The sequence below is a fragment of the Cohnella ginsengisoli genome (genome assembly GCF_029525555.1).
GTDB classification, from domain to species: domain Bacteria; phylum Bacillota; class Bacilli; order Paenibacillales; family Paenibacillaceae; genus Cohnella; species Cohnella ginsengisoli.
On sequence record NZ_JAPDHZ010000006.1, the window covers coordinates 14,900 to 38,467 of the forward strand.

The 23,568-nt window shown below is 59.3% G+C and carries 23 protein-coding genes, 1 tRNA gene and 2 pseudogenes; 16 read left to right on the plus strand and 10 right to left on the minus strand.

The annotated features are described in order from the left end of the window. The first annotated feature begins 1,468 nt into the window (after nt 1-1,468). From OMP38_RS35145 to OMP38_RS26475, 8 genes and pseudogenes are all read left to right on the plus strand, one after another. Nucleotides 1,469-2,655, plus strand: a pseudogene (locus OMP38_RS35145) (MFS transporter). Nucleotides 2,656-2,819: 164 nt separating this feature from the next. Continuing rightward, nucleotides 2,820-3,971, plus strand: coding sequence for an amidohydrolase/deacetylase family metallohydrolase (locus OMP38_RS26445; protein ID WP_277567745.1), 1,152 nt, complete (start codon nt 2,820-2,822; stop codon nt 3,969-3,971). After that, a complete protein-coding gene (locus tag OMP38_RS26450) occupies nt 3,937-5,040 on the plus strand; it encodes a DgaE family pyridoxal phosphate-dependent ammonia lyase (RefSeq protein WP_277567746.1) in 1,104 nt (367 codons plus the stop codon). Before OMP38_RS26445 ends, OMP38_RS26450 begins: the two co-directional genes overlap by 35 nt. 1 nt (nt 5,041) lies before the next feature. Then, a complete protein-coding gene (gene dagF / locus OMP38_RS26455; protein WP_277567747.1) occupies nt 5,042-5,800 on the plus strand; it encodes a 2-dehydro-3-deoxy-phosphogluconate aldolase in 759 nt (252 codons plus the stop codon). After that, nucleotides 5,793-6,810, plus strand: a pseudogene (locus OMP38_RS26460) (sugar kinase). The gene dagF and the pseudogene OMP38_RS26460 overlap by 8 nt, the downstream one beginning before the upstream one ends. A 44-nt stretch (nt 6,811-6,854) precedes the next feature. Then, a complete protein-coding gene (locus OMP38_RS26465; protein WP_277568381.1) occupies nt 6,855-7,535 on the plus strand; it encodes a GntR family transcriptional regulator in 681 nt (226 codons plus the stop codon). 638 nt (nt 7,536-8,173) lie between these two features. After that, nucleotides 8,174-8,758, plus strand: coding sequence for a TetR/AcrR family transcriptional regulator (locus OMP38_RS26470; protein ID WP_277567748.1), 585 nt, complete (start codon nt 8,174-8,176; stop codon nt 8,756-8,758). Between the two features lie 97 nt (nt 8,759-8,855). After that, nucleotides 8,856-10,424, plus strand: a complete 1,569-nt coding sequence (locus OMP38_RS26475) for an MFS transporter (RefSeq protein WP_277567749.1) — start codon at nt 8,856-8,858, stop codon at nt 10,422-10,424. Here the strand turns inward: OMP38_RS26475 and OMP38_RS26480 are convergent. Continuing rightward, nucleotides 10,403-10,479 (minus strand) — tRNA-Pro (locus OMP38_RS26480). The genes OMP38_RS26475 and OMP38_RS26480 overlap by 22 nt on opposite strands. 152 nt (nt 10,480-10,631) lie before the next feature. Between OMP38_RS26480 and OMP38_RS26485 the strand changes: the two genes are divergently transcribed. Genes OMP38_RS26485 through OMP38_RS26495 form a run of 3 tightly spaced genes read left to right on the plus strand, consistent with a single transcriptional unit; the run spans nt 10,632 to nt 12,137 of the window. Continuing rightward, nucleotides 10,632-11,030, plus strand: coding sequence for a GntR family transcriptional regulator (locus OMP38_RS26485; RefSeq protein WP_277567750.1), 399 nt, complete (start codon nt 10,632-10,634; stop codon nt 11,028-11,030). After that, nucleotides 11,027-11,593 (plus strand): DUF1648 domain-containing protein, encoded by a 567-nt coding sequence (locus OMP38_RS26490; protein ID WP_277567751.1) that lies wholly within the window; start codon nt 11,027-11,029, stop codon nt 11,591-11,593. Before OMP38_RS26485 ends, OMP38_RS26490 begins: the two co-directional genes overlap by 4 nt. Before the next feature lie 13 nt (nt 11,594-11,606). Continuing rightward, nucleotides 11,607-12,137 carry a DUF5808 domain-containing protein gene (locus tag OMP38_RS26495; RefSeq protein WP_277567752.1) on the plus strand — a complete coding sequence of 177 codons (531 nt, stop codon included), beginning with the start codon at nt 11,607-11,609 and terminating at the stop codon, nt 12,135-12,137. 34 nt (nt 12,138-12,171) lie between these two features. On the opposite strand, the gene OMP38_RS26500 is transcribed toward OMP38_RS26495, so the two are convergent. From OMP38_RS26500 to OMP38_RS26510, 3 genes are all read right to left on the minus strand, one after another. Next, the gene (locus OMP38_RS26500) at nt 12,172-12,903 is read right to left on the minus strand and encodes a L,D-transpeptidase family protein (protein WP_277567753.1); all 732 of its coding nucleotides are present in this window, start codon (nt 12,901-12,903) and stop codon (nt 12,172-12,174) included. A 305-nt stretch (nt 12,904-13,208) separates the two neighbouring features. Further along, nucleotides 13,209-13,955 (minus strand): cupin domain-containing protein, encoded by a 747-nt coding sequence (locus OMP38_RS26505; protein ID WP_277567754.1) that lies wholly within the window; start codon nt 13,953-13,955, stop codon nt 13,209-13,211. A gap of 157 nt (nt 13,956-14,112) precedes the next feature. Next, nucleotides 14,113-14,922 carry an inositol monophosphatase family protein gene (locus OMP38_RS26510; protein ID WP_277567755.1) on the minus strand — a complete coding sequence of 270 codons (810 nt, stop codon included), beginning with the start codon at nt 14,920-14,922 and terminating at the stop codon, nt 14,113-14,115. Nucleotides 14,923-15,005: 83 nt separating this feature from the next. On the opposite strand from OMP38_RS26510, the gene OMP38_RS26515 reads away from it, so the two are divergent. Continuing rightward, nucleotides 15,006-15,488, plus strand: a complete 483-nt coding sequence (locus tag OMP38_RS26515) for a DinB family protein (RefSeq protein WP_277567756.1) — start codon at nt 15,006-15,008, stop codon at nt 15,486-15,488. An 11-nt stretch (nt 15,489-15,499) separates the two neighbouring features. Here OMP38_RS26515 and OMP38_RS26520 read toward each other — a convergent pair whose 3' ends face one another. Further along, the gene (locus OMP38_RS26520) at nt 15,500-16,033 is read right to left on the minus strand and encodes a GNAT family N-acetyltransferase (RefSeq protein ID WP_277567757.1); all 534 of its coding nucleotides are present in this window, start codon (nt 16,031-16,033) and stop codon (nt 15,500-15,502) included. Between the two features lie 483 nt (nt 16,034-16,516). On the opposite strand from OMP38_RS26520, the gene OMP38_RS26525 reads away from it, so the two are divergent. The 3 genes from OMP38_RS26525 (at nt 16,517) to OMP38_RS26535 (ending at nt 18,684) form a co-directional block, all read left to right on the plus strand. Beyond that, nucleotides 16,517-17,797, plus strand: coding sequence for an ArsB/NhaD family transporter (locus tag OMP38_RS26525; protein WP_277567758.1), 1,281 nt, complete (start codon nt 16,517-16,519; stop codon nt 17,795-17,797). A 19-nt stretch (nt 17,798-17,816) separates the two neighbouring features. Beyond that, on the plus strand, nt 17,817-18,101 hold the full coding sequence (locus tag OMP38_RS26530) for a hypothetical protein (RefSeq protein ID WP_277567759.1): 285 nt from the start codon (nt 17,817-17,819) through the stop codon (nt 18,099-18,101). Nucleotides 18,102-18,306: 205 nt separating this feature from the next. Then, nucleotides 18,307-18,684 carry a hypothetical protein gene (locus OMP38_RS26535; protein ID WP_277567760.1) on the plus strand — a complete coding sequence of 126 codons (378 nt, stop codon included), beginning with the start codon at nt 18,307-18,309 and terminating at the stop codon, nt 18,682-18,684. Nucleotides 18,685-18,711: 27 nt separating this feature from the next. Here the strand turns inward: OMP38_RS26535 and OMP38_RS26540 are convergent, their stop codons facing one another. From OMP38_RS26540 to OMP38_RS26560, 5 genes are all read right to left on the minus strand, one after another. Then, a complete protein-coding gene (locus tag OMP38_RS26540) occupies nt 18,712-19,134 on the minus strand; it encodes a hypothetical protein (RefSeq protein WP_277567761.1) in 423 nt (140 codons plus the stop codon). A gap of 372 nt (nt 19,135-19,506) precedes the next feature. Further along, a complete protein-coding gene (locus tag OMP38_RS26545; RefSeq protein WP_277567762.1) occupies nt 19,507-20,595 on the minus strand; it encodes a YhgE/Pip domain-containing protein in 1,089 nt (362 codons plus the stop codon). After that, a complete protein-coding gene (locus tag OMP38_RS26550) occupies nt 20,592-21,245 on the minus strand; it encodes a DUF2306 domain-containing protein (protein WP_277567763.1) in 654 nt (217 codons plus the stop codon). Before OMP38_RS26550 ends, OMP38_RS26545 begins: the two co-directional genes overlap by 4 nt. Before the next feature lie 197 nt (nt 21,246-21,442). After that, nucleotides 21,443-22,084, minus strand: a complete 642-nt coding sequence (locus tag OMP38_RS26555) for a VC0807 family protein (RefSeq protein WP_277567764.1) — start codon at nt 22,082-22,084, stop codon at nt 21,443-21,445. Beyond that, on the minus strand, nt 22,057-22,695 hold the full coding sequence (locus tag OMP38_RS26560) for a TetR/AcrR family transcriptional regulator (protein WP_277567765.1): 639 nt from the start codon (nt 22,693-22,695) through the stop codon (nt 22,057-22,059). The genes OMP38_RS26555 and OMP38_RS26560 overlap by 28 nt, the downstream gene beginning before the upstream one ends. Nucleotides 22,696-22,880: 185 nt before the next feature. Between OMP38_RS26560 and OMP38_RS26565 the strand changes: the two genes are divergently transcribed. Beyond that, nucleotides 22,881-23,567, plus strand: a complete 687-nt coding sequence (locus tag OMP38_RS26565) for a response regulator transcription factor (RefSeq protein ID WP_277567766.1) — start codon at nt 22,881-22,883, stop codon at nt 23,565-23,567. Nucleotide 23,568: the final 1 nt, after the last annotated feature.

Genomic DNA, 23,568 nt, shown 5'->3' on the forward strand with positions numbered 1-23,568 from the left:
AACCGGAAAACGGATACATTTTGGATTAAGCTACTCTTTAACAAAAATAGCTTCCATCTTGGTCCTCAATGGACTAAAATGGAGGCTGCTTCTATTTTTAGAAGCGATCATCCAGAATTTGAGGAGGCATTCGTTACTTTGCTTACACAAAAAAAGAGTACTGGCAGCCGTCGCTGCGCTGCTTGTTCTCCTGTTGCTGGCAGGCTGCACGGGTTCCAAGTCGGCCGAAGAGACGCTTCAAGACGCGCTGAAGAAATCATCCCAAATCGATTCCTATAGCATGAAAGGAAGCCTCCAAATTTCCGATCTGAAGCTGCCCGAAACCGCCGATGACGGCGGGTACACGAGCATGGTCGGCGGCTTTCTGAGCAATGCGGAGTTGTCCTGGACAGGCGGCTACCGCAAGGATCCGATGCTCGCCGAGATCAACCTGCAAGTGAACATCAAGGGCGATCTTGCGATGACCGTCACCGTGCCGATCGTCATGAACAAAGAAAAAATGTGGGTCAAGGTGCCGAACATCCCGATGCTCGGACTGCCCGCCGAGATCGTCGGCAAGTATATCGAGGTCGACCTGAAGAAGCTCGCCGAGCAGCAGGGCGAAGATATCCAGTCGCTCGACATCGGCACGACGCAGAAGCTCGTGAACGACGTGTCGGCGATCGTATTCAAGCACATCGACGAGGATACCTATCTGAAGGATGTCTCCGCCAAGGATGCGGGCATCACGGCGGACGGCGTAGACAAAGTCGTGCAGACGCATGTCACCAAGGACCAGGTCGAGCCGCTCGTCCAGACGGTCGTGAACGATATCGCGCCGGAGGTCATCGACCTGCTCTCCAAGAACGAAGAATACCGCAAGCTGCTCAAAATCGAGCAATCCGACCTGGACGAAGCGAAGAAGAGCCTGGCCGAGTCTAAGGATAACGATATCTCGAAGGACCTCGAGGAATTCAACAAGAGCGTGCAGACGCTCGATATCCTCTCCAATATCGGCATCGACGGCAAGGGCTACGCCAGCTACACCGACGCCAAGATCGCATTCGCGGGCTCCGGGGACGGCCAGTCTGCCAGCGGCACGGTCAAGATCGTCCAAGAGCTGACCGACATCAACGGCGACGTGAAGCTGTCGGGCGAGCCGAAGGCCGAGGACGTGCTGACCGAGGATCAATTGAGCCAGCTGGGCCTGCCGGGTCTTGGCGGCAGTCTCTAATCGTTTAATCGCATCCGAATCAGCAATCATGCAGGCGGCCTTGGGGCCGCCTTTTTGCGTCGTCTTGGCGCGTCTTTTTTTGTCCAAGGTCGGTCGAACCGGCAGCGATCCCTGTTATAATGAGTCGATTTGAGAGAATTAGAGAGAAACAACGTTCCGGATAGGTTGAAACCACATACTGTATCGGCTGGCACGACGGTAGAGACGCGCGTTCTGGCTGGAGAGGCTGCGGAAGCGGCGATACAAACGGAAGCGATCGGCGCTCCGGCGGGAGACCGCGGGAAAAGCCGTTATCCGATCGCGCTGCTGTCGCTGACCGCGGGGGCCTTCGCCATCGGCATGACGGAGTTCGTCATCATGGGTCTGCTGGCGAACGTGGCCTCGGATCTGCAGGTGTCGATCCCGAAGGCGGGCCAGCTCATCACCTGCTATGCGCTCGGGGTGGCGATCGGCGCGCCTCTGCTCGCAATCCTGACCTACAAGCTGCCGCAGAAGCTGCTGCTGTGCCTGCTCATGGCGTTGTTCAACATCGGCAACGGCGCTGCGGCGCTGGCGCCAACTTACGAGATACTGATGGGTGCGCGTCTATTACCGATATAGGTGCCGAACGGAACGCCTGCGATATTCGCTACGGTGAGTCCGGTCATCATGACCGAGACCGCGCCGGCCTTGCGCCCCGGCGGGACGAGACTGGCGGGGATGTTCGAGCCGACGCCGAAGAACGTGCTGTGCGCGAGCGCGGTACAGCATCTGGGCTGGCGGGCATCGTTCGGCGCGGTCGTGCTGATGGGGCTCGTCACGCTCGTCGCCATCATTCGCCTCATTCCCGCGCTTAAGCAGGAGGAAGCCGTCAGCATCGTTCGGCAGGTGCGGGCGCTCGCGCAGCCGAAGCTGCTCTTGCTCCTGCTCACGGGCGCGCTAGGCTGCAGCAGCCTGTTCGGCGTGTTCACCTATATCGCGCCGCTGCTGCAGGACGTGACAGGCATCTCCGAGGCGGGCGTGCCGTGGGTGCTCGTGCTCTTCGGCTTCGGCGTGACGGCAGGCAATATCCTCGGCGGCAAGCTCGTCGACTGGAAGCTCATGCCCACGATGATCGGCAGCTTCCTGCTGCTCGCGATCATCCTCGCCTTGCTGGCGGCCGACCTTCGAATGCCCGTCGCCGCCGTCGTCACCGTGTTCGTCTGGGCATCGCTTCCTTCGGCCTGCTGCCAGGGCTGCAGATCCGCATCATGACGCTGGCCAAGGACGCGCCGGCGCTCGCCTCGACCTCGAACCACTCGGCGCTCAACCTCGGCAATGCCGGGGGCGCATGGCTAGGCGGCCTGGTCATCACGCATATCGGGCTGGCGCATCTGCCCTGGTTCGGCGTTGTCATGTCGCTGGTGGGGCTCGGGCTGACGCTAGTCTTATATGCATGGGACCGGCGCTCGTCGTCGGCATAGATCACAAAGCGGCGATAAATTTACGAACTGTTAGGGCGACCTGGCGGTTTTCCTTCATTCAACAATAAACATTATAACGATATATTGTATTAATTATTTTCTATGCTATCTTTAAAGAGAAGAGTTTAGAAGAAATCGTAATTCCTTTATAAGCGGGTGAAAGAATGGACAATCGCTTCCTGCTGCGCAATCTGAGGCTGTTGGACGGACGGCAAGCGAACATCGAGATCGCGTCCGGCCGCATCGTTCGCGTGGATGAGGCTGATGTCGCCACGGATTCAAGCGCAATAGCCGGGGTCTCTGGCTCCGATGCAGACATCCGAACCATCGAATGTCGCGGCGCCTACGTCTCGAGCGGCTGGATCGACATGCACGTGCATGCCTTCCCGGCATTCGACCCGTACGGGGACGAGATCGACGAGATCGGCGTGAAGCAAGGCGTCGCGACGATCGTCGACGCGGGCAGCTGCGGGGCGGACCGGATCGGGGAGCTGGCGGCGAGCGGTGAACGCGCGAAGACGAACCTGCTCGCCTTTTTGAACATCTCGCGCATCGGGCTGAGTCGGATCGACGAGCTGTCGAGGCTCGACTGGCTCGACGGTGAGCGGGTCAGTGAGGCCGTCGCTCGTTATCCTGACCTCATCGTCGGACTGAAGGCCCGCATCAGCCGCAGCGTCGTCGGCGACAGCGGCATCGCGCCGCTGCGCGTCGCCCGGGAGCTGTCGGCCTCGACAGGTTTGCCGCTCATGGTCCATATCGGCTCGGCGCCGCCGGCGATCGAGGACGTGCTTTCCCACCTGAGGGAACGGGATATCGTCACCCACTACCTCAACGGGAAGCCCAACAACCTGTTCGATGCGGAGGGCAGGCCGATCCCGGCGCTGCTGGATGCGCTCGACCGCGGCGTGCGGCTGGACGTGGGGCACGGCACGGCGAGCTTCTCGTTCAGGGTCGCAGAGGCCGCGAAGGCTCACGGCATCGGGCTGCATACGATCAGCTCCGACATTTACCGGGGCAATCGCCTGAACGGTCCGGTGTACAGTCTGGCGAACGTGATGAGCAAGTTCCTTTATCTAGGCTATTCCTGGCAGGAAGTCGTCGCGGCGGTCACGTCCAGCGCGGCGCAATGGCTCGGGCGACCCGAGCTCGGACGGATACAAGCGGGGGATCCCGCGCATCTGACGGTATTTGACGTCCGGGAGGAACCGGCGTCGCTCCTGGATTCAGAAGGGATCGAACGCAAGGCCAATCAACGAATCGTACCGAGAGGAGTCGTGGCGAATGGCGAGTTCATGGAATGCGAAGTACGGGCTTAAGCGCGTCATCAACGCAAGCGGGAGGATGAGCATCCTCGGCGTGTCCGCGCCGACGGATACCGTCATGGAAGCGATGAAGCAGGGCGGTCAGCAATACGTGGAGATCGCGGATCTCGTCGATAAGGCAGGCGACCGGATCGCGGGCATCCTGGGTTCCGAGGCGGCGGTCGTCGTTAATTCCGCGTCGAGCGGCATCGCGCTGTCCGTTGCCGCAATCGTCACGCAGGGCAACCGGCGTCTCAGCGAGCGTCTGCACCAGGAGCCGATTGCGAAGAACGAGATTGTCATGCTGAAGGGACACAACGTGCAGTACGGCGCGCCCGTGGAGACGATGGTGTACCTGGGCGGCGGCAAGGTCGTTGAGGCCGGCTATGCCAACGAAGGCAAGGCAGTCCATATCGAAGACGCGATCGGCGAGCGGACGGCGGCTATTTTATACGTGAAGTCGCATCATGCCGTTCAGAAAAACATGATCTCCGTCGAGGAAGCGTGGGAAATCGCGCAGCGGCGCGGTGTACCGCTCATCGTGGACGCCGCGGCGGAGGAGGATGTGCGAAAGTACGTGAAGTGCGCGGACCTGGCGATCTACAGCGGCTCCAAGGCGATCGAAGGCCCCACCTCGGGCATCGTCGGCGGCAAACGCCAGTATGTCGAATGGCTGAAGGTACAGCTGCACGGCATCGGGCGCAGCATGAAGGTGGGCAAGGAGACGACGTTCGGCTTGCTTCAGGCGCTGGACGAGTATATGGTCAAGGAAGATACCAGCGAGCGGGAAAAGGAATCGCTGCAGGCGCTGGCGCCCCTGAACGATATGAACGGCGTGCAGGTGTCGATCGTGCAGGACGAAGCGGGACGAGCGATCTACCGCGGACGGGTCCGGATCGATCCCGCGCTCGCGGGGACGACCGCCGTGCGCCTCGCGAAGGCGCTGCAGGAGGGCGACATCGCCATCTACACGCGCGATTACGGCGTTCGACAAGGCTACTTCGATATCGACCCGCGCCCGCTTCAGGGCGACGACATTCACATTATTGCGTCGCGCATTCGCGAGCTGGCAGGAGGACAATAAGATGACGAGCGGTTTGACGAAGAGACTGTACAATGAGCGGGCGGCGTTAAACGTCCTGGCGAACAGCGTGGACAACGCAAAGGAAGTATTCGATGCGGCCGAAGGGCATGTGCTGGTCGGCGTGCTGTCCAAGGATTACCCGACCGTCGAGGCCGCAGTGGAGGCGATGAAGGAACACGGCCGCGCGATCGACGACGCCGTGTCGATCGGCCTCGGCGCCGGCGACAATCGGCAGGCCGCCGTCGTGGCGGAGATCGTCAAGCACTATCCCGGCAGCCACATCAATCAGGTGTTCCCGGCAGTCGGCGCGACGCGCGCGAACCTTGGCGGCAAGGACAGTTGGATCAACAGTCTCGTCTCCCCGACGGGCCGGGTCGGCTATGTCAACGTGTCGACGGGACCGGTCAGCGCGGCTGCGGCCGAGCAAGCGATTCTGCCCGTTCGCGCGGCCATCGCGCTTGTGCGCGACATGGGCGGCAACGCGGTGAAGTATTTTCCGATGAACGGCTTAAGCCGCGAAGACGAATACAAGGCTGTCGTGGAGGCCTGCGCCGCCGAAGGCTTCGCGCTTGAGCCGACGGGCGGCATCGACCTGGACAACTTCGAGCCGATCCTTCGCATGGCGCTTGAGGCGGGCGTGCCGCAGGTAATCCCGCATGTCTACTCCTCGATCGTCGACAAAGCCACGGGCAAGACGAAGACCGACGACGTGCGCCGGCTGCTGGCGACGATGAAGGAGCTGGTCGACCGGTATGCCTAGAAAAGTCGCCGCCTTCGGCGAGGTGATGATGCGCCTGCAGGTGCCGGGATACGAACTGCTCACCCAGGCGGATACGCTGAAGTACTCTTTCTCCGGCACCGGGGTCAACATCGTCTCGGCGCTCGCGCGGTTCGGGCATAACGGTTATCTGGTCACGACGCTGCCCTCGAATCCGCTGGGCGACGCCGCTGTCGCGTATTTGCGCAAGCTGGGCGTAGCGCAGGACTTCATTCGGCGGGACGGGAAGTACGTGGGCCTCTACTTCCTCGAGAACGGCTTCGGCGCCAGGCCGAGCCGCGTCACCTACACGAACCGACTGGAGAGCAGCTTCAACACGGCGCCCGCCGGCGCCTACGATTGGGAAGCGATCGCGGAGGGACTGGACGCCGTGCATTTCTGCGGCATCACGCTCGCGATGAACGATACGGTGCGCGGCCACATGGTAGAGCTGGCGCGCGCGGTCAAGCGCAAGGGCGGTCTTGTCGTCTTCGACTGCAACTACCGTCCGACGCTATGGGGAGAAGACGGCTATGCGAAGGCGAAGCCGCATTATATCGAGATGCTGAGGCTTGCGGACCTCGCGATGATGAACGAGAAGGACGCGATTCATATCCTCGGCATGGAGACGAGCCGGACGGTCCGCAGGGATCAGCTCGAGGAGCTCATCCCGGCCATTGCCGATACCTACGGCATCGCCGCGATCGCGGGCACCCATCGTGCCATCCTCGGAGACGGGACGCATGCCCTGCAAGGTTTTTTTGTACGAAAACCGGCAATTCGCTTTTTCTAGAACGCTGACGTTCGCGGTCTATGATAGAATTGGGGCAGGAGACGCCTATGCGAGCGGCATCCTGCACGGCGCGCTGACGGGGATGCCGTCCGGGCGGACCGTCGAATTCGCGGCTGCCGCGGCGATGCTGGCCCATACGGTGCAGGGCGACACGCCGATATCGTCGGAGGCGGAGATCGTCCGCGCCATGACGGAGACGGCAGGCGACATAGAAAGGTAGAGATCGAGACCGTGAATCTGTCCCGCAACAAGCGGCCGTTGTACATGCAGATCAAAAATATATTGAAGGACCGGATTCTGCACGGGCAGTATCCGCTCGACACCAACATTCCTCCCGAGCCGCGGCTCGAGGAGGAGTTCGGCGTGAGCAAGATCACGATACGGGGCGCCATCAAGGAGCTCGTGCAAGAGGGCTACCTGGAGCCGAGCAGCGGGCGGGGAACGCGGGTCATCCGCAACACGAGGGCGGCCAAGCGCTCGACGTGGAAGAGCTTCACTGAGCTGCTCGTCGAGGAAGGCCATGCGATGCAGAAAAAGCTGCTCGGTACGGAGGCCGTCCATTATGCGACGGAGACGGAGCAGCATCGGCTGTTCGGGGACGCGGGCCTGCGAGTAGAACGGCTGTACCTGCTGGACGGGGCGCCGTATATTCACTATGCACACTACCTGCCGGCGCGGCTGGAGAAGACGGACTTGTCGGGGCTGGCGGAACATTCGCTGTACGGTTTTCTGGAGGAGAACGGAATCGTGCTGGCGCGTTTCCGGGATGCGTTCGCGGTATCGGCCGCGCCTGCCGGCATCGCCGAGCAGCTGAACCTTGCGGAGGGCGCGCCGCTGCTCAAGCGGCTGCGCTACGCCTACGACGAGGCTGGCGGCGTGGTCGAGTACAGCGAGGGGTACTACAATACGGCGCTGCAGCATTATGTGGTGAATTACGACGGGTGAGCCGGGTGGCCGGACATTGTCATAGCGAGAAAAGCGCGGTGCTTGGAACGACGACGGCGCGGAGCATGCAGTAAGCGAGAAAAGAAAGAGCTGCGTTAGCCAAATAGCGCTAGCAGATAAGCGTGAAGAGGTATACATAGGGCTATCGCGCAAAAGTACATGATCGAGAGCCGCACCCGTTCGTCGTTCCGCCTATCGCGCAAAAGAAAGTGCAGGATTTCTGCCCGAAACACCCGGATTCTCGCTTAATTTGGCGAGTTATCGTGCACTTTCTGCGCGATAGATCGCAAAAACCGTCTTTTACTATGCAAGTGCGGAACAGTCCGCCGACGACGGTCACGGCCAAGCCGCCGGAGACAGGGCTGGTCGAGGAGCCAGACAAGGCGAGCGGCAAGAGAGCCAGCATCGTGGGAGGAAGACAAGCCCGACCGGCCGCCGTAGCGAGTAAAAAACCAAAACTTATTCTTGACCGAAAAGTCTGGAAATGCTAGGATCAACGTATCAAGCGAAGGGGGGCGATGGACAAGAGGAACTTTTTATGACAATTCTGGACCGAATAGTCTGGTTAAAACATTCTCAATTCTTGACTGAACGATCTGCTAAGGGTAGGATGAGGACGTGGAAAGGAGAGATTCGGCGTGGCAAGAAGCAAAGAGTTCGACATGAACCAGGTTCTGCATAAAGCGATGGAAGTGTTCGGACACTACGGGTACGAGGGAACGTCCCTCCCGATATTGCTTGAAGGCCTGGGCATCGCCCGGCAGAGCTTGTACGATACGTACGGCACGAAAAAGGATCTCTTCGTCAAGGCCGTTAAGCATTACGTCAACGAGAAATCGAATGCCGTCGTCCTTCATCTGGAGAAGGCGGAGTCCGTAAAGGACGCCATTCATGCGATCTTCCGCGAGATTGTCTTCGTCCTTCAAGATGAAGACCGGCGCAAAGAGTGCTTTATTTTATACAGCGCCATCGATCAGGTTCCGCACGAACCCGAGATTGCCGCTTTGTTCGAGCAGGACCGGGTCCGGCTGGAGAGCGCCTTCTATGAAGCGTTGGTTCAAGCCAAACAGAATGGGGAGCTGCACACCGATCAGGATTTACAGGCTTTGGCCCGGTATCTCTACCATGCGCGGTACGCCTTGACGCAAGTCGCCAAGTTAACGAACGATCCCAAAACGCTCGAAGAAATCGCAACAGTCGCGTTGTCGACGCTGGAAGCCTGACGGGGACCCTGTCCCCTCTCGTCTGCCCTTATCAGACCGTTCAGTCAAAAAATGTCCTTTTTTAGATCGATTAGTCCGAAAATGGAGGGTACACAAAATGAATAGTGGTCGTTTCAAAGGGTTAGCGCTTCTCGTGCTTGCCGTCTCCCAATTAATGATGGCGCTGGATTATACGATTATTTTCGTGGCCATGCCTTCCCTTGGCCAGGAGTTGGGCTTCTCCGCCAACCATTTGCAGTGGGTGGTCAGCGCGTATTCGCTGGCGTTCGGTGGATTCCTGCTGATCGGAGGCAGGCTCTCGGACTTGATGGGCCGACGGAGAATGTTCATCATCGCCATGTCTCTGTTCGGGTTAGGCTCGCTGCTTGGCGGGCTGGCCGAATCCCAAACGATGCTGATTATAGCTAGAGGCCTTCAAGGGCTAGGAGGAGCGCTCCTATCGCCGGCGACGCTGTCCTTGATCATGTCTAACTTCGAGGAAGGCGCCGAACGAAATCGGGCGATGGGCATCTGGGCTGCGATGGGCGGCGTCGGCATGTCGCTCGGACTTCTACTCGGCGGGGTGCTCACCAGCTTTATCGGCTGGGAGGCAACGTTCTTCGTTAACGTACCGATCGCGCTTCTCTCCCTTCTGTTCGCTCCGATCGTCCTCAAGGAAAGCGCGGTATTGCGGGGCCGCAAACACTTCGACATCGCGGGGACGATCTCGGTTACCGCCGGCATGCTTTTCGTCGTCTACTATCTGATTCAGTCTCCCGTCTCAGGCTGGCTTAACGCAAGCACTTTGCCGTTCGTTCTGCTCGGCGCAGCGCTTCTGGCGGCATTCATCGTCATAGAGAAACGTTCCAGGGGACCGCTCATCAACTTCCGCATGTTCCGCAATCGCAACCTCACGGGCGCCGCGCTCGTCGCCTTTCTTTTCTCCGCTTCGTTCGGCACGCTCTTCTACTTCCTAACGCTGTATACCCAGAACGTTCTGCATTTCTCCGCCATTCAGTCAGGATTTACGTTCTTGCCGCTCACGCTCAGCGCGTTCCTTGGCGCCAGGCTTATCACGCCCATGCTGGCCAAAGCCGGCGTTGCCGGAACGATCGCATCCGGCATGACGCTTGGGGGGTCTCGGCTTCCTGCTCTTGACCCAGTTGTCCGCTTCGGGCAACGCATGGGGAGTGATTCCAGGGACGATAATCATCGGTCTCGGGCAAGCGCTCGTCTTTACGACCATGTTCATTGCAGGCAGTACAGGCGTCGATCCGAGCGAGCAGGGGGTATCCTCCGCAGTCGTCAACACCGGTCAGCAAATCGGCGGAGCCATCGGGTTGGCGGTCATCATGGCGATCATCTCGGCTACGCTCGGTTCCGACTCGACCATGGAGACAATGACCCCCGCCCCGCTAAATTCGGCTATTCATACCGCGTTTATTGTATCCGCGATCGTTACGCTGATCGGCATCCTCGTTGCATTCGTAGCGCTGAAGCGGGCACGAGGCGCTTCGCCCGAAGAAGGGAAGGTCATGGCGACGCATTAATTGAAGAGAAAAGGGACGCTTGCGACAACACGATCATGTCGCGAACGTCCCTTTCTTTTAGGCTTGAAAATCAAAAAGAAGCCCTGGAATCCAGGGCTTCTGTCATTGTATTGGATGGTCGAGACGACAGGATTTGAACCTGCGACCTCTTGCTCCCGAAGCAAGCGCTCTACCAAGCTGAGCCACGTCTCGAAGATGCCGAAATTTTAGCGGCAAGAAAAAGTATAGCACAGCCTGGCTTAAAAGCAAAGAACAGATTTAGGCCTATATTAGGTTTAAGGTCTGTTAATGTTCGAGTATCTGTTATATAATAAGTATAACAGAGAGTCGAAGGAGGGCACGCCATGTGGATGGAGATCGATCTGCAATCGGATGTACCCATCTATACGCAGTTGGTCGATCAATTGATCGAAGGCATCGCCTCGGAGCAGTTGAAGCCCGGGGACCCGCTGCCGTCCGTACGAAGCCTCGCCGCGGATCTGGGCATTAATTTGCACACGGTGAACAAGGCTTATCAGATTCTGAAGCAGGACGGGTTCCTCCAGGTTCACCGCAAGCAAGGGGTCGTCGTGCAGCCGGGCGGGATGCCCGGCGCGGACGCGGCATTCCGAGCCAAGCTGGCGAAGGGCATTCGGCCGCTCGCCGCGGAAGCGGCGGTTCGCGGGATGACGGAGGAGGAGTTCGCCGAGCAGAGCGCCGCCGTATACAGGCAATTGATGTCGAAGGGAGAGGATGCGAAGTGAACGCGACGCAGACGGAATGGCTGGTACTGGGCCTATTGGATGCGCTGATCTCGCTGACGATGATCGGGGCGGTGTTCCTGGCGCCCAAGCATTTGTTGTTCGGCTTGTACGTACCCGAGGCGGATCGCGGCAGCGCTGAGGTCGGACGGATTCGCGGCAGGCATTACGGCGCGATGGTTGCCGTCTGGATACTGGGTCTCGCGGTCGGCGCAACCGTCGGTCTCTGGAGCGGCGGCGAATGGGCCGAAGGCAGTCCCGAGGCGGCGTTCGGCGCGGCGCTGGTCATCCAGATCGGCGGCTTGATCCCGGTCTGGCGTTCGGGACGGGGGCAGGCGCTGCGTTTGAAGCAGGCCAGGAACTGGAGCGCCGAAAAGCCGTCCAAGATCGTGATCGATCTGCTGTTCCGCCAGCGTCAGCGGCTCGTGGGCAACGGGTGGTTCTTCATCCATCTGGCGATCGTCCTCGTATGCGCCGCTTCAGCCGCGCTGCACTGGGACGTCATCCCGGACCCGGTGCCGACGCATTTCGGCATTTCGGGGGGAGGCCGACGAATACTCGCCTAAGGGCTTCGGAGCCGTGTTTACGCTGAATATCGTTCAGCTTGCGTTGATCGTCGTATTCCTGCTGGTCAACATGAGCATTCGTCAGGCGCGGCAGCAGCTCGACCCCGCGCATCCGGAGGCGTCCAGAGAGAAGCAATTGCGGTTTAGAAAAGCGAACTCGGTGTTCATTTATGCGCTCTCGCTGTTCGTCGTCGTCATGCTGGGTCTGGGTCAATCCGTGACGCTATACGGCTGGCCTACCGAACGGCTTAGCCCAGCGATGATAGGATTGCCTGCACTGCTCATCCTGGCGGTGTTCGGCTTCGTCTGGTACGTGGCGAGGCATGGCCTGGACGATGCCGGGAGCAACCCGCACGCTAAAGAGGACGAAGCGTGGCGCGGCGGATTTTTCTACTACAACAAGGCGGACCCTGCCCTGATGGTGGAAAAAAGGTCCGGCGTCGGCTGGACGATCAACTTCGCCCATCCGCTTGGCATCCTCATTTTTGCGGCGATGCTGCTTGTACCGATCGCGATCGTCGTGCTGATGGCCGTATTCTCATGACGGCGATCTTTGCCTGAACGGTCGCAAGGCTTCGCTAACCGGCCAGGCCTATCGCGATCGCCGGCGACCGCGCGGGATCGAGCGCGGCCATCAGCTTGAGCAGATTCGGCTCTGACATGGCGATGCAGCCGGCTGTCGGCTTGCCCCCACCCCGCCACAGATGAAGGAAGATGGCGCTGCCGCGGCCGGGGACGATGGGGTCGTCGTTGTAGCGTACGACGATCGCGTATTTATAGAGCGGCTGGTAGAGGCGTTCGTAGGAATGCCATTTGCGGTCCGGATTGCCGGCATAGGCGACCCATCGATTGTAGTCGGCGGATGTTGGGTCGTCGACCCAATAATCTTGCTCGGTCGTCTGCTTGTAGGCGAGCTTCAGACCCTTCGGCTTGCTCGCGGTGCCGAACGCCTCGCCCAGCGGGTACACGCCGGAGGGCGTGCGGCCGTCGCCTTCCTTCATCTTCGCGATACCGCTCTTGCCCAGCGCGACGGGAATGCCGGCCAGGACGACGGTCCATCCGCCGTCCGGCCGCTTCTCGCGCAGTGACAGGACGCCGGTCTGCGCTCGCAGGGACTTGGCCTCGACCACCACGACCTGCTCCGCGCCGAGCAGGTTGGCCTTGTAAGGCCAGGAGGCCATGAAGCTGGCGGCGGAAGCATGGGCGGGTACCAGGGATAGCGCCGGCAGTAGCGCGAGGACGATCCATGCAGCGGTCAGGGTATGGACGAGTGCGTATGTATGGCGGCCGTTCGGTCGACGCCTATTCATGAAGCGTTCCCCCCTTTTCTATAAGCGTACCTCTGAACGTCGTTGGCGAATCGCGCAGGCGTCTCGGTAGTATGCCGCTAGGGGGCGTCTGGAAGACATGAGCGTGTCAGAACCGTCGCATCCATGCCATCTAACGCAGGTGCTTTCCCAGGACAGCACTTTCGGCGCTCCGCCACCTTCTCGCCCAAGGGCTTTCCCTCGCTTGCTCGCAAGTTCGGCGGCAACCGTTCAAGCAACTAATAAAAGCCTGCGGCATCCGCCGCAGGCTACGTTCAGTTGCTATGCTGCCATGATACGTTTAAGGTCTATCTCCAGCCTGAGCCAGGGGGATAGGGAACCGCCGCGGGTCCCTGCTGCGGCATGACGCTTTGCGGCATCACGCCCGGCATCGTGCCCGGATACATCGGACCCGGCGACGCCGCGCCTTGCACCGCAGCATGCGGATAGCCCGCCTGCGCGGATGCGCCCTGCACCGCGCCCGCCGCCGGCGAGCAGCCCGGAGGCGGGCCGAGGATGACCGGCTTCTGGAGCGGGGCGACGGCTTGAGCGTACGTAGCGGGATTGATACAGTAGGCGCGAGCCGCGACTTCGGGCGGCAGCGTGCGCAGGAAGTCTCCCGCGTACACGATGTCGGGCGTAGGGACGTCGAAAATCGTCAGCAGGTGCGTGTGGTCGGTCAGCGCCACGAGCCAGTGGAACCAGCCCAGCGGGAACTGCGAGACTTGGCCGGGTTTGAGCCGATACGTCATGAGTTCCTGGGTAAACGGATTGAAGACGGACGTCTGGATCTCGCCGCTGATCAAGAAGACGAGTTCGGTAGCGTTGGTGTGCCAGTGCGGCGAGACCACGACGCCTTGGCTCATATAAATATTGAAGAATCCGGTTCTGACGGCGGGCAGTTGATCGGCGAACAGCTGCGTGATGACGTTTTGTTCGTTTTTGGCATAATTGACCTTCTGGGTCGAATCGGCAGACAGGTTCAGGGACGGCGATTGAAGCACCGGCGTCTGCAGCGCCGTCGTCTGGAGCACCGTGGATTCGGCATATGACATCTTCCATACCTCCCGCGTAGGCGATTCGGATCGCATCGCAGAAGTATATGAGGCAGCCGGGGAAGTCAGTCCGACATTTTCTTCAAAAAAAACTCGTCCGGCTCGATAAAATTCGAGCTTGTCCCGGTCAGTCGTCCGGGCGTCATGCCGTCTCTCCCTATTCCGCCTCGCCCAGTCCCGCCCGAACCGTCCGCAGCAGCTCGTCTCGATTGTCCGGATGGCAGGCGATCAGATAGGGCTCCGCTTGCATCCCCGTAAACGGCCTTCCCTCGAAGTCTACGACGATGCCTCCGGCTTCTTTTACCATCAGGATGCCCGAGTACAGATCATCGCCTTCGGAATTGTACAGCACGATCCCGTCGATATCGCCTTTAGCGAGCAAGCACCACTGCAGCGTCGGCGCCCACAGCCGCATCATGCGCTTGAAGCTGACGTCGAGATGATGGCGCAGCCGGACCGCGCGCGGATCGTTGCGTACGGCGTGGCCCTGTATCCAACCGATATTGGCTTTGGAGAGCCGCGCGGCCGGCTTGACCTGCATCGGCTTCCCGTTGACGAACGCGCCCTCGCCGGCTGACGAGACGAACAACCTGTCGGTGAGCGGTTCGTAGACGACGCCGAGTACGGGCTCGCGCTTGTACAAAAGCGTGATCGACGTTGCGAATGCAGGCAAGCCGATCGCGAAGTTGTTCGTGCCGTCCAGCGGATCGATGAGCCACAGCCAGTCGCTCTCCCCGCCGAGGCTTCCCGCCTCCTCGCTATGGATGGCATGGTCCGCAAAAGTAGACTGGATCCCCGGCAGAATAATCGCTTCCGTCAGAAGATCGACCTCCGTGACGACATCGCCGTAATCGTCTTTGTCCGTCACCTCCGCGATATCGTCGAATCGCTCCAGCGCGACGGCTCCGGCTTGCCGGATGAGCCGCCCCGCCAATATTCTCGCTTGTTGAATGACGTTTTGATCCATGAGACACCCCGATTTCAATGGTTATAATAGAATAGAGTCGTAGCTGGACGGCCGAGGCCGATCAAACCCGCGGGAGGTACGCCATGAAAACCTTTTTTCAATACAACTGGATCGTTCGCGAGCAATGGTACGCATGGTGCGAAGAGGTACCGGAAGAGGAACTGCTTAAAGTTCGCACAGGCGGCGTCGGGAGCATTCTGAAAACGCTGTTCCATATCGCGGACGTGGAATACAGCTGGATCATGTTCATGCAGGACCGGCCGGATTTCCAAGATCCGTTCGAAATGTACGGCTCGCTCGATCAAGTCCGGGCGCTGGACCGCAGGCTGCGTCCCGACGTCGAGGCATTCGTGACGGCTTGGGATCCGTCCATGGAGAAGCGGCCGCTGCCAAGCACGCGTCCTGACGGCACGTCGGAGGTGCACGCCTGGGGCGAAGTGATGCGGCACGTCATCGCGCACGAGATTCACCATGTCGGGCAGCTGTCCGTATGGGCAAGGGAGATTGGGCGCGCGCCGGTGTCGGCCAATCTGATACGCAAGGGATTAATTGTACCGTCGACGTGACGAAGATCGCGTTATTCTTTGTTCGCTCCCGTTAGATCTTTGATCAAGTAAAGCAGCAGGTCATCGTCAACGGCGACAGTCTGTCCCGGGGCGACCGCTCGGTTTTTATACATGATGCCTTGTCCGTCCAGGACATAACCGCGCTTGGCATACAAAATCTGTGCTGCCCCATAATCCCGGTACAGACCGACGCCTAATCCTATGTATGCGGAGCTGCGCGAAGCGGTATCCTCCAGCTCCTGCAGCATGCGGCTCGCAATGCCTAATCTTCGGTAAGCAGGGAGCACGTCCAAAGCGTTAACCTCAGGTATGCCCGCTTCGGCGAAACCCGGATACTCCGAGCGATACAGCAGATGGCAGCACCCGGCCACGTTGCCGTCTACTTTGGCGATCAGCGTGGTTCTCAAACCTTGGCGGTTCTCCTCGAGGCACCGATTATCATACTGGCCGGGGCGATACCACGGATACGTACGGGAAAATGCAGCGTCTAGCTCGCGTACTTCGGCTTCCTCAGCCAGCTGTTTGATGACGATCTCCTGAGCCATGGGCTGCCTCCTGTTTCTCTGTCACGGTATCCCGATGTTGCGGCTGCATACGAACAGTAGCTTTATCGCATAATTGCCATCAATTCATCGGCTTAATGTCCGAGCACCTCATGCGCTTACTTAACTTCCTGTATGATACAAATGCAAAACTAGCATATCGCATAACCTCGCACATGGGAACGCATCGGATTCAACTAAATCACAACGATTCCTAAAACGAACAGCAGTCCGGCCAGCGTGCCGCTCGCCGTGACGACCGAGCCGCCGGACGCCGAAGCGCCGACGCTGGCCTACACGATTAGGTTTACAATCCCCGCTCCGTCGTTTAAGATAGATAGTAACTGCATATCGGGATTTACCGGAGGAGCCTGCCACTTGGTGGGCTTCTCTTTGCTTTTTTCGGCCTCTCCAAGTGGAATTCGGGCATACGCCGGACGGTTGCGGACATCCTATTTTCCATCAATTGTATAGGGGGAGGTTCTTATGGAGCAGCAAGCCATTTGGGCAATCGGCATTTTTCTAGTCATTTATGCGCTTATTATCTCGGAGAAGATCCACCGGACAATCGTCGCCATGATCGGGGGCCTGCTCATGGTCGTCCTCGGCATCGTCCATCAGGAGACGGCGGTCCATCACATCGACTTCAACACGCTGGGCCTGTTGATCGGCATGATGATCATCGTGAGCACGACGGCCGAGACGGGGGTATTCAAGTATATCGCCGTTCTGGCGGCCAAGAAGGCGAAGGGCGAGCCCGTCCGCATCCTCGTCCTGCTATCGCTGATCACCGCGGTCGGTTCCGCATTCCTGGACAACGTGACGACGGTGCTGCTGATGGTACCCGTGACCTTCAGCATTACGCGGCAGCTGCGCGCCAATCCGGTGCCGTTTCTGGTGACGCAGATCATCGCCTCGAATGTCGGAGGGACCGCGACGCTGATCGGCGATCCGCCCAATATCATGATCGGCAGCGCCGTTAAGGAACTGACGTTCATGGCGTTCATCAACAATTTGGCGCCCGTCGCCGTCGTCGTCATGGCCGCCTACGTGCCGCTTTTTATCTGGATGTTCCGCAAAAAAATCCAAACGACGGACGAACTGAAGCGCGGCGTCATGGAGATGAAAGAAAAGGAGCTCATCTCCGATCCGAAGCTGCTGCGGAAGTGCTTGATCGTGCTGGGTCTGACGCTGGTCGGCTTTTTCACCCATCAGCTGTTCCATCTCGAATCCGCCACGGTCGCCTTGGCCGGCGCTTTTGTCCTGCTGCTGCTCACCGGCGAGCATATGATGGAGCAGGCGTTCACGAAGGTCGAGTGGATGACCATCTTCTTCTTCGTCGGTCTTTTCGTGCTCGTGTCCGGCCTGATCGAGACGGGCGTCATCGCCGAGCTGGCGAAGCAAGCGATCGATCTGACGGGCGGCGACCTGGTCGCGACCTCGCTGCTCATCCTTTGGCTGAGCGCGATCGCCTCCGCGTTTCTCGACAATATCCCGTTCGTCGCCACGATGATCCCGATGATTCAGGAGATGGGCAACATGGGCGTCAGCAACCTCGAGCCGCTCTGGTGGAGCCTGGCGCTGGGCGCGTGTCTGGGCGGCAACGGATCGCTCATCGGCGCGAGCGCGAACCTGATCGTTGCCGGCATGTCCGGCAAAGAAGGATATCCCATTCGGTTCGTCCAATTCCTAAAGATCGGATTTCCGCTCATGCTACTGTCCATCCTCATATCGAGCGTATACGTCTATTTTCGTTATTTAATCTAGATTCAAGGGGGGCCAGGGCATGTTAAACTATCGCTTCGACGAAACTGCGCTGCAAATCGGCGAGTCCGCGAACGAGAACGACGTAGAGTTCCGAATTGTCCTCGCGACGGACGATCCGTCGATTGCGGCGGGCCTTAAGCGGGTCCGGCAGGAATTCGACGAGAACCGCGTGTACACCGACGTGCTGTTCTACCATTATCCGAATCATGAATATAAAGTGATCGTTCGCAAGGATTATTATGTGGACTTCGTGCTCGAGCTGATGAAGCAGCGGCTCCTGAAGAGCGTGGCTTGGGCGGACTAAAGCGGGATGACGCTGCCGGTCAAGGCGTGGATCATGAAGCGGAGCGGATACTGTCCTTATCGTTGAAAATCGACGGTATATACGAGCGGAATGCCTGCGCGTTCAGTATCTTAAGGTGGGCTTTCCGCTCATGCTGCTGTCCGTAGTTATCTCCAGCGTGTATGTGTATTTGCGATACCTCATCTAGGCTCGAGGAGGCTACTCGATGAAGCGCACCGACAAATACGTCCTGTATCTGCTCTATCTTGTTCTGTTTGGCGCCCCGATGGTCGCGACGTTTTATGCGGCGGACGGGGTGGATCATCTGTACGTGTCCTTGATCGTGATCTTGACGAGCATCGGATTCCGTTATCGGCAGGATATCAGGCGAGAAGACTACGCGGTGTATAAAATCGCCGGACGAATGTGGCATAGAAGTTTCGTCTGGGAGCTGATCCTGATTCCCGTCGTCTTAGGTCTGCTGCTAGGCGTGTTGGAAGGGGGGGAGCGATGGCGCAGCGAGGCATGGTTCTCGGCTTTTCCATATCGGCGGGACATCTGCTGTTTGAAACGGGAGAGCGACTCTACCTCCGCAGGATCGTGAAGCGCACGGTGCAAGCCGGCTGAGCCGCTAGGTTAGCTTTTGCAGTTTAAAAGTAAACTTCCATGTCGCAGTCTCGCCGGAATAGCGGCCTCGGTTTTCCGTCACGACCACGCTTAACGCCTTGTTTGTCGTCTTCCCAATCGAAGAAGCTTTGACGGAAGCCGTGGACTCGCCGTCTTCGGGGATCTTGTCTTGCTCCTCCGCATAAGCGTCCAAATGAATCGTTTCGGAGGCTTTGAGCGTCAAGGTGACGGAGGAACCTGCCGATACTTCCTTCCCGTTTATCTTAGCGACGGTCAGCCACTCATTTCCTACGTGATTGTTTTCGACCAGCTTGACCGACACGACTGTCACCTTGATCTTAACCGACTTTTCCGCGGCATAAATGGGTTGAACGAGCAGCATGAGCATGAGCGACAGCGCCGTCACGAACTTCATAAGCTTCGGCATAGAGAGTGCTTCCCTCCGTATCGAACTTTAGGTATGGTTTCGTTATTTTTTTTGGGCCGCAAGAGAACAAACATCAGCATGTATAGGATAAACGCAACAAGGCCTAAGGCGATGTTTCCTGCCCATCCAATATGGTAAACGACGAACGTCGTATCGTGAAAAGCAAAGTCGCCAGTATCGTTCGTGCTTAATAGATGCGATGCGGCAGCGAGCAACAGATGAGCCGGCGCCGGGAACGCGACCGCGATTCCCATGCCAAAAAGCCATGCACGCCCGGTCATTCGCGTTCCTGCCTGTCGAGAGATCTATTCGGATCATATTTTGAATAAGGAGGTTCGTCAATACCGTGCTTGCGGGACCGGCGGGATTCGCTTAAGAGCCTGCGACAGACAGCTCCGCGCCAGAAGCCTGTTCCGTGCGCCGGTCCTTCGCCCGGAGCACCGCCCAGCTTATACCAGCGCTCGCTAGCAGGATCGTACCCAGCGCGAGGGCGTCTTGGGCGAGAAACGGCACGCCGAAGCCCAGATCCATGAGTCCCTCGACCGCGTAGGTAGCGGGGAGATAATGGCCGAGCGATTCGTAGAAGGCGCTCAGCATTTGTCTCGGGACGATCGTGCCCGAGGTGACGAGCTGCAGCGAGAGCATCGCCATGTTGGCGAACATGCCCGCCATGCCCAGCGCGATGAGGAACATTTGCGCGAAAAACATGAAAGTGAGCAGGATCAGGAAGTGGAACAGCCAGAAGGCGCCGAACCCGTTCTCCATTTGTCCGCCCAGCGCCCGCATGAGCGAGGAGCCCGCGAGCGAGATGATCAGCGCGGCGATCAGGATGAGGCTCGCTCGCACGGCGAAGTGCTGTCGGCGCGAGATCGCCTGGCCGATCGCCATCGACGCCTGGTGAACGTTCATCGCCATCAGCATGGCGCCGACGTAGGAGGCGAGCACGAGCATCATCGGCACCATCTGATTGTTCATGCCGTTCACAGGATGGACGATTTGCATCTCTGTCTTAAGCTGCGCGGCGTCCGGCGATGCGAGCCGATCCAACTGCGCGTTCAGCTTCGCGACGACACTGTCGATCACGCCTTTCGTTACCTGCGGATTCGCCTGATTGACCGTATAGCGAATGGCCTTCCGCGCATCGGGCGAGCCAAGGGACTCGGCAAATCGCGCGGGGATGGTGATGACCAGATGCGTCTTTCGCTCGTCCAGCTCCCGAAGGGCGATGGCTTTGGACGGCGTCGTCACATCGAACGGCATCTGCTTCAACTGAGCGACGAGCGCCTCCGCGGCCGCGCCGTCTTCGTTGACGACGGCGATCCGCAGCTGCGAGGTCCGGTCCAGCACGCCGTCATAGGAGGTCATCCAGCAGACGATGAAGATGATCTGCGCCATCAGGGCGGCGACGATGGCTACGATGGTTTGCGGCTTCTTCAGATAAAGTCGGAATGCGGTTTTCATAGACGAATCACTCTTTTCCTGTTGGCGATATTTGATTTGCGTTTCAAAAGAATCCACTCGACGACGGCGAGGTTGACCGTCCAGCACAGCCATGCCGACAGGCGGTAAGCGGGCTCGAACGCATCGAACAGCTGCATAAGCGGAAACTGATACAGTCGCAGCGTCACGGCCGCGAAGGTGATGGCGTAGCTGCGGAGCATCCAACGGCCGTGGCGTTCGATCCGTCCGCGGGTCACGTAGAATACGGCTGCGCATGTCGTATAGAGCCAGGCCGCGTCCATCAGGAGGAAGCCGGATCGCGCCTGCCACCCGCCGCTCGCGGACAGCGATAACGGGATACCGACCAGCGAGCTTAAGACGATGCCGGCGACATAGATCTTGCCGAGCTTGCGGTGCAGCCGGACGGCCTTCGGACTGCCCGGCCGCCGGAAGATCTGCATCGGGCCGATCAGCAGCGCCAGGCTGCTCGCCGCGATGTGGACGTAGAGGAAATAGACCCAGGGGCGCAGGTGGAAGTCGGGGCTCTGAAGCTTGAACTGGACCAGTCCGGCCAGCTGCGGCGGGTAGAAGCCGTATTGGATAAGCGCGTAGGCGCATACCAAGAGTGCCGGTACGAGGACCAGCGCGTATCGCGTTTTATGCATTCGCATGGGACGGAATCCCCTTTAAGATAGAGTGGGCGTTAAAATTGCGTGAAGATTCTGACTAATAAAGCCGCGACCGATCAGCCAGCGATTCGGACACTATCTATCCCACTGGCGGATACCTTGCCGGGCCAGCGAGCGCCTGTCGTCGGCGAACAGCGCCACCGCCTGCCGCCGATCGCTCGCGTTGGGTTGAACGATGCTCAGCCCGCACATGCCTGAACCGGTTCCGTCATAACAGCCGCGAGCTTGATGGCATTCAGGCGTCTCGCCGACCTTCTGCGATAGACGACCGTCCAGAGAATGGCGGCACCGATAAAGCCGTACAGTACGAGGTTGGACAAGGCGAGAAATTGCGCGGTGGAGAGCTCGAACGCCATATATGTACGAACCGCGGCTTCGGACAGCAGCATCATGCCCCATACGGCGCTCATCAACCGCATTACGAAGCGGAAATACGCATACTGCCAGTTGCCTTTGAATTCCGGATTCGCGATGAACCGGCCGGCCAGGTGGAACATGAGCGGCTGCCGGAAGGCGAGCGAGACGAGGAACAGCAGCCCGACTGCGCCGGTCACCATCGACTCGCGGATAAGCAGGAGCTTCTCGCTGCCGCCGAAAGCCATCAGAACGAGTGTCAGCGCGAACGTGAACAGCATGAGTCCGCCGAAGGCGTCGAGCTTGCGATACTTCGCAAGATGCCAGGCATTCTCGATCAGCGGCACGGCCGTGGCGATGGAGAGGGCGGCGAGACCGGACATCGAGCGAGATAGCCATAGGTAGAGCAGCCAAGGGATCAAGCCATTGATGAGGAGCGTTAAGATGACTTCGCGTCGTTTGGACATGGAGAACGTATTCCTTTCCCTATTAAGATTGCAGAGCCTGCTTCATGAACGCCATCGCTTCTTCGATCTGTCCTTCCCCGGACGCCTGCCGCACCAGATTGTGCACGCGCATGCCGTACATATGGGTCAGGATGCGGCTCGCGATCCGCTGACGATCCACGGTCGGGGGGAATCACGCCGCTCTGCTGGCCGACCTCGATCCACTTTGCGCATACGCCGGACGTATACTGATACACATCCTGCATGATGCCGGCTACCGTCGGGTTGTCCATCTGGCTGAGCAGATAGATGAAAATCTTGTTCGTCGCATCCTCGGGCTGCGACGTCTGCACGAACGCCGCCGCGATCAGTTGAAGGGGATTGTCCAGGCCGATGGTGCCGGGATCGTTCACCAGCGCCATGAACCGCTCGTTCATCTGTTCGACGCGCGCCTTGAGCACGAGCCCGAGCAGCTCGTCCTTGCCTGTCACGTAGTGGTAGATCGCGCCTTTGGACAAGCCCGTCTTTTTCAAAATGTCCTGAAGCGTCGTCTGTCTGCAGCCTTTTTCCTGAATGAGAGCTTCCGTCGCCTGCATGATCGCCTGAAAACTCGACGTTGTGTTCTGTTCCATATTGTTCGCCTGCCGTTTCAATAGGATAGTCGCATACCGACCGCCGGTCTGTCATGGACTCATCATACCGTACCGACCGCCGGTATGTAAAGAGATTTTTTATATTATCATGAGCGGGCTGCCCTGCGGGCAAGCCGGACCGCGATCGGTTAAAATAAGAAAAAACGGACGGCGAGGGCGCGGGCATGAACGGGACTAAAATTTTGATTGTCGAAGACGAAGCGGCGATCGCCGATCTGCTGGCATACGGGCTTGGAAGGGAAGGCTTCCGCACGCAGACGGCGAGCACCGGCGCGGAGGCGCTGCGAGAGGCGGAGCGGTTCGAACCGGACCTGCTCCTGCTCGACTGGATGCTGCCGGACATGAGCGGGCTCGATCTCTGCCGGCGCATGACGGCGGAGCGCAATATTCCGATTCTGATGCTGACGGCGAGGTCCGACATTACGGACAAGGTGCTGGGCCTCGAGTTCGGGGCGGACGACTATATGACGAAGCCGTTCGACATGCGGGAGGTCGTGGCCCGCATCCGGACGATTGTGCGCCGAATGGCGCAGTCGAGCCGTGCGGCGGAGGCTGCGGCCGTCCGCTTCGGCGACGTGGAGATCGCCGTCGGCGAGCGGCTCGTGCGCAAAGGCGGGGAGACGGTGGAGCTGACGCCGAAGGAGTTCGACCTGCTGATGACGCTGCACGGCCGCCGCGGCAAAATTTTCACGCGCGCGGAGCTGCTTGATCTGGTGTGGGGATATGACTTTGCCGGCGATACGCGCACCGTCGACACGCATGTGCTGCGGCTGCGCAAGAAGCTGGACGCCGGCGACTGGATCACGACCGTGTTCGGCATCGGCTACAAGTTCGAGAAGCGGGAGGACTAGC

Excerpts from the sequence above, each read along its gene's own strand:
- OMP38_RS26445 (WP_277567745.1), top strand. The coding sequence starts at position 2,820 with ATGGACAATCGCTTCCTGCTGCGCAATCTGAGGCTGTTGGACGGACGG.
- OMP38_RS26450 (WP_277567746.1), top strand. The coding sequence starts at position 3,937 with ATGGCGAGTTCATGGAATGCGAAGTACGGGCTTAAGCGCGTCATCAAC.
- OMP38_RS26540 (WP_277567761.1), bottom strand. The coding sequence starts at position 19,134 with ATGCCGAAGCTTATGAAGTTCGTGACGGCGCTGTCGCTCATGCTCATG.
- OMP38_RS26510 (WP_277567755.1), bottom strand. The coding sequence starts at position 14,922 with ATGGATCAAAACGTCATTCAACAAGCGAGAATATTGGCGGGGCGGCTC.
- OMP38_RS26475 (WP_277567749.1), top strand. The coding sequence starts at position 8,856 with ATGAATAGTGGTCGTTTCAAAGGGTTAGCGCTTCTCGTGCTTGCCGTC.
- OMP38_RS26525 (WP_277567758.1), top strand. The coding sequence starts at position 16,517 with ATGGAGCAGCAAGCCATTTGGGCAATCGGCATTTTTCTAGTCATTTAT.
- OMP38_RS26520 (WP_277567757.1), bottom strand. The coding sequence starts at position 16,033 with ATGGCTCAGGAGATCGTCATCAAACAGCTGGCTGAGGAAGCCGAAGTA.
- OMP38_RS26550 (WP_277567763.1), bottom strand. The coding sequence starts at position 21,245 with ATGCGAATGCATAAAACGCGATACGCGCTGGTCCTCGTACCGGCACTC.
- OMP38_RS26535 (WP_277567760.1), top strand. The coding sequence starts at position 18,307 with ATGAAGCGCACCGACAAATACGTCCTGTATCTGCTCTATCTTGTTCTG.
- OMP38_RS26560 (WP_277567765.1), bottom strand. The coding sequence starts at position 22,695 with ATGGAACAGAACACAACGTCGAGTTTTCAGGCGATCATGCAGGCGACG.
- OMP38_RS26555 (WP_277567764.1), bottom strand. The coding sequence starts at position 22,084 with ATGTCCAAACGACGCGAAGTCATCTTAACGCTCCTCATCAATGGCTTG.
- OMP38_RS26565 (WP_277567766.1), top strand. The coding sequence starts at position 22,881 with ATGAACGGGACTAAAATTTTGATTGTCGAAGACGAAGCGGCGATCGCC.
- OMP38_RS26465 (WP_277568381.1), top strand. The coding sequence starts at position 6,855 with ATGCAGATCAAAAATATATTGAAGGACCGGATTCTGCACGGGCAGTAT.
- OMP38_RS26485 (WP_277567750.1), top strand. The coding sequence starts at position 10,632 with ATGTGGATGGAGATCGATCTGCAATCGGATGTACCCATCTATACGCAG.
- OMP38_RS26530 (WP_277567759.1), top strand. The coding sequence starts at position 17,817 with ATGTTAAACTATCGCTTCGACGAAACTGCGCTGCAAATCGGCGAGTCC.
- OMP38_RS26505 (WP_277567754.1), bottom strand. The coding sequence starts at position 13,955 with ATGTCATATGCCGAATCCACGGTGCTCCAGACGACGGCGCTGCAGACG.
- OMP38_RS26515 (WP_277567756.1), top strand. The coding sequence starts at position 15,006 with ATGAAAACCTTTTTTCAATACAACTGGATCGTTCGCGAGCAATGGTAC.
- OMP38_RS26545 (WP_277567762.1), bottom strand. The coding sequence starts at position 20,595 with ATGAAAACCGCATTCCGACTTTATCTGAAGAAGCCGCAAACCATCGTA.
- dagF (WP_277567747.1), top strand. The coding sequence starts at position 5,042 with ATGACGAGCGGTTTGACGAAGAGACTGTACAATGAGCGGGCGGCGTTA.
- OMP38_RS26500 (WP_277567753.1), bottom strand. The coding sequence starts at position 12,903 with ATGAATAGGCGTCGACCGAACGGCCGCCATACATACGCACTCGTCCAT.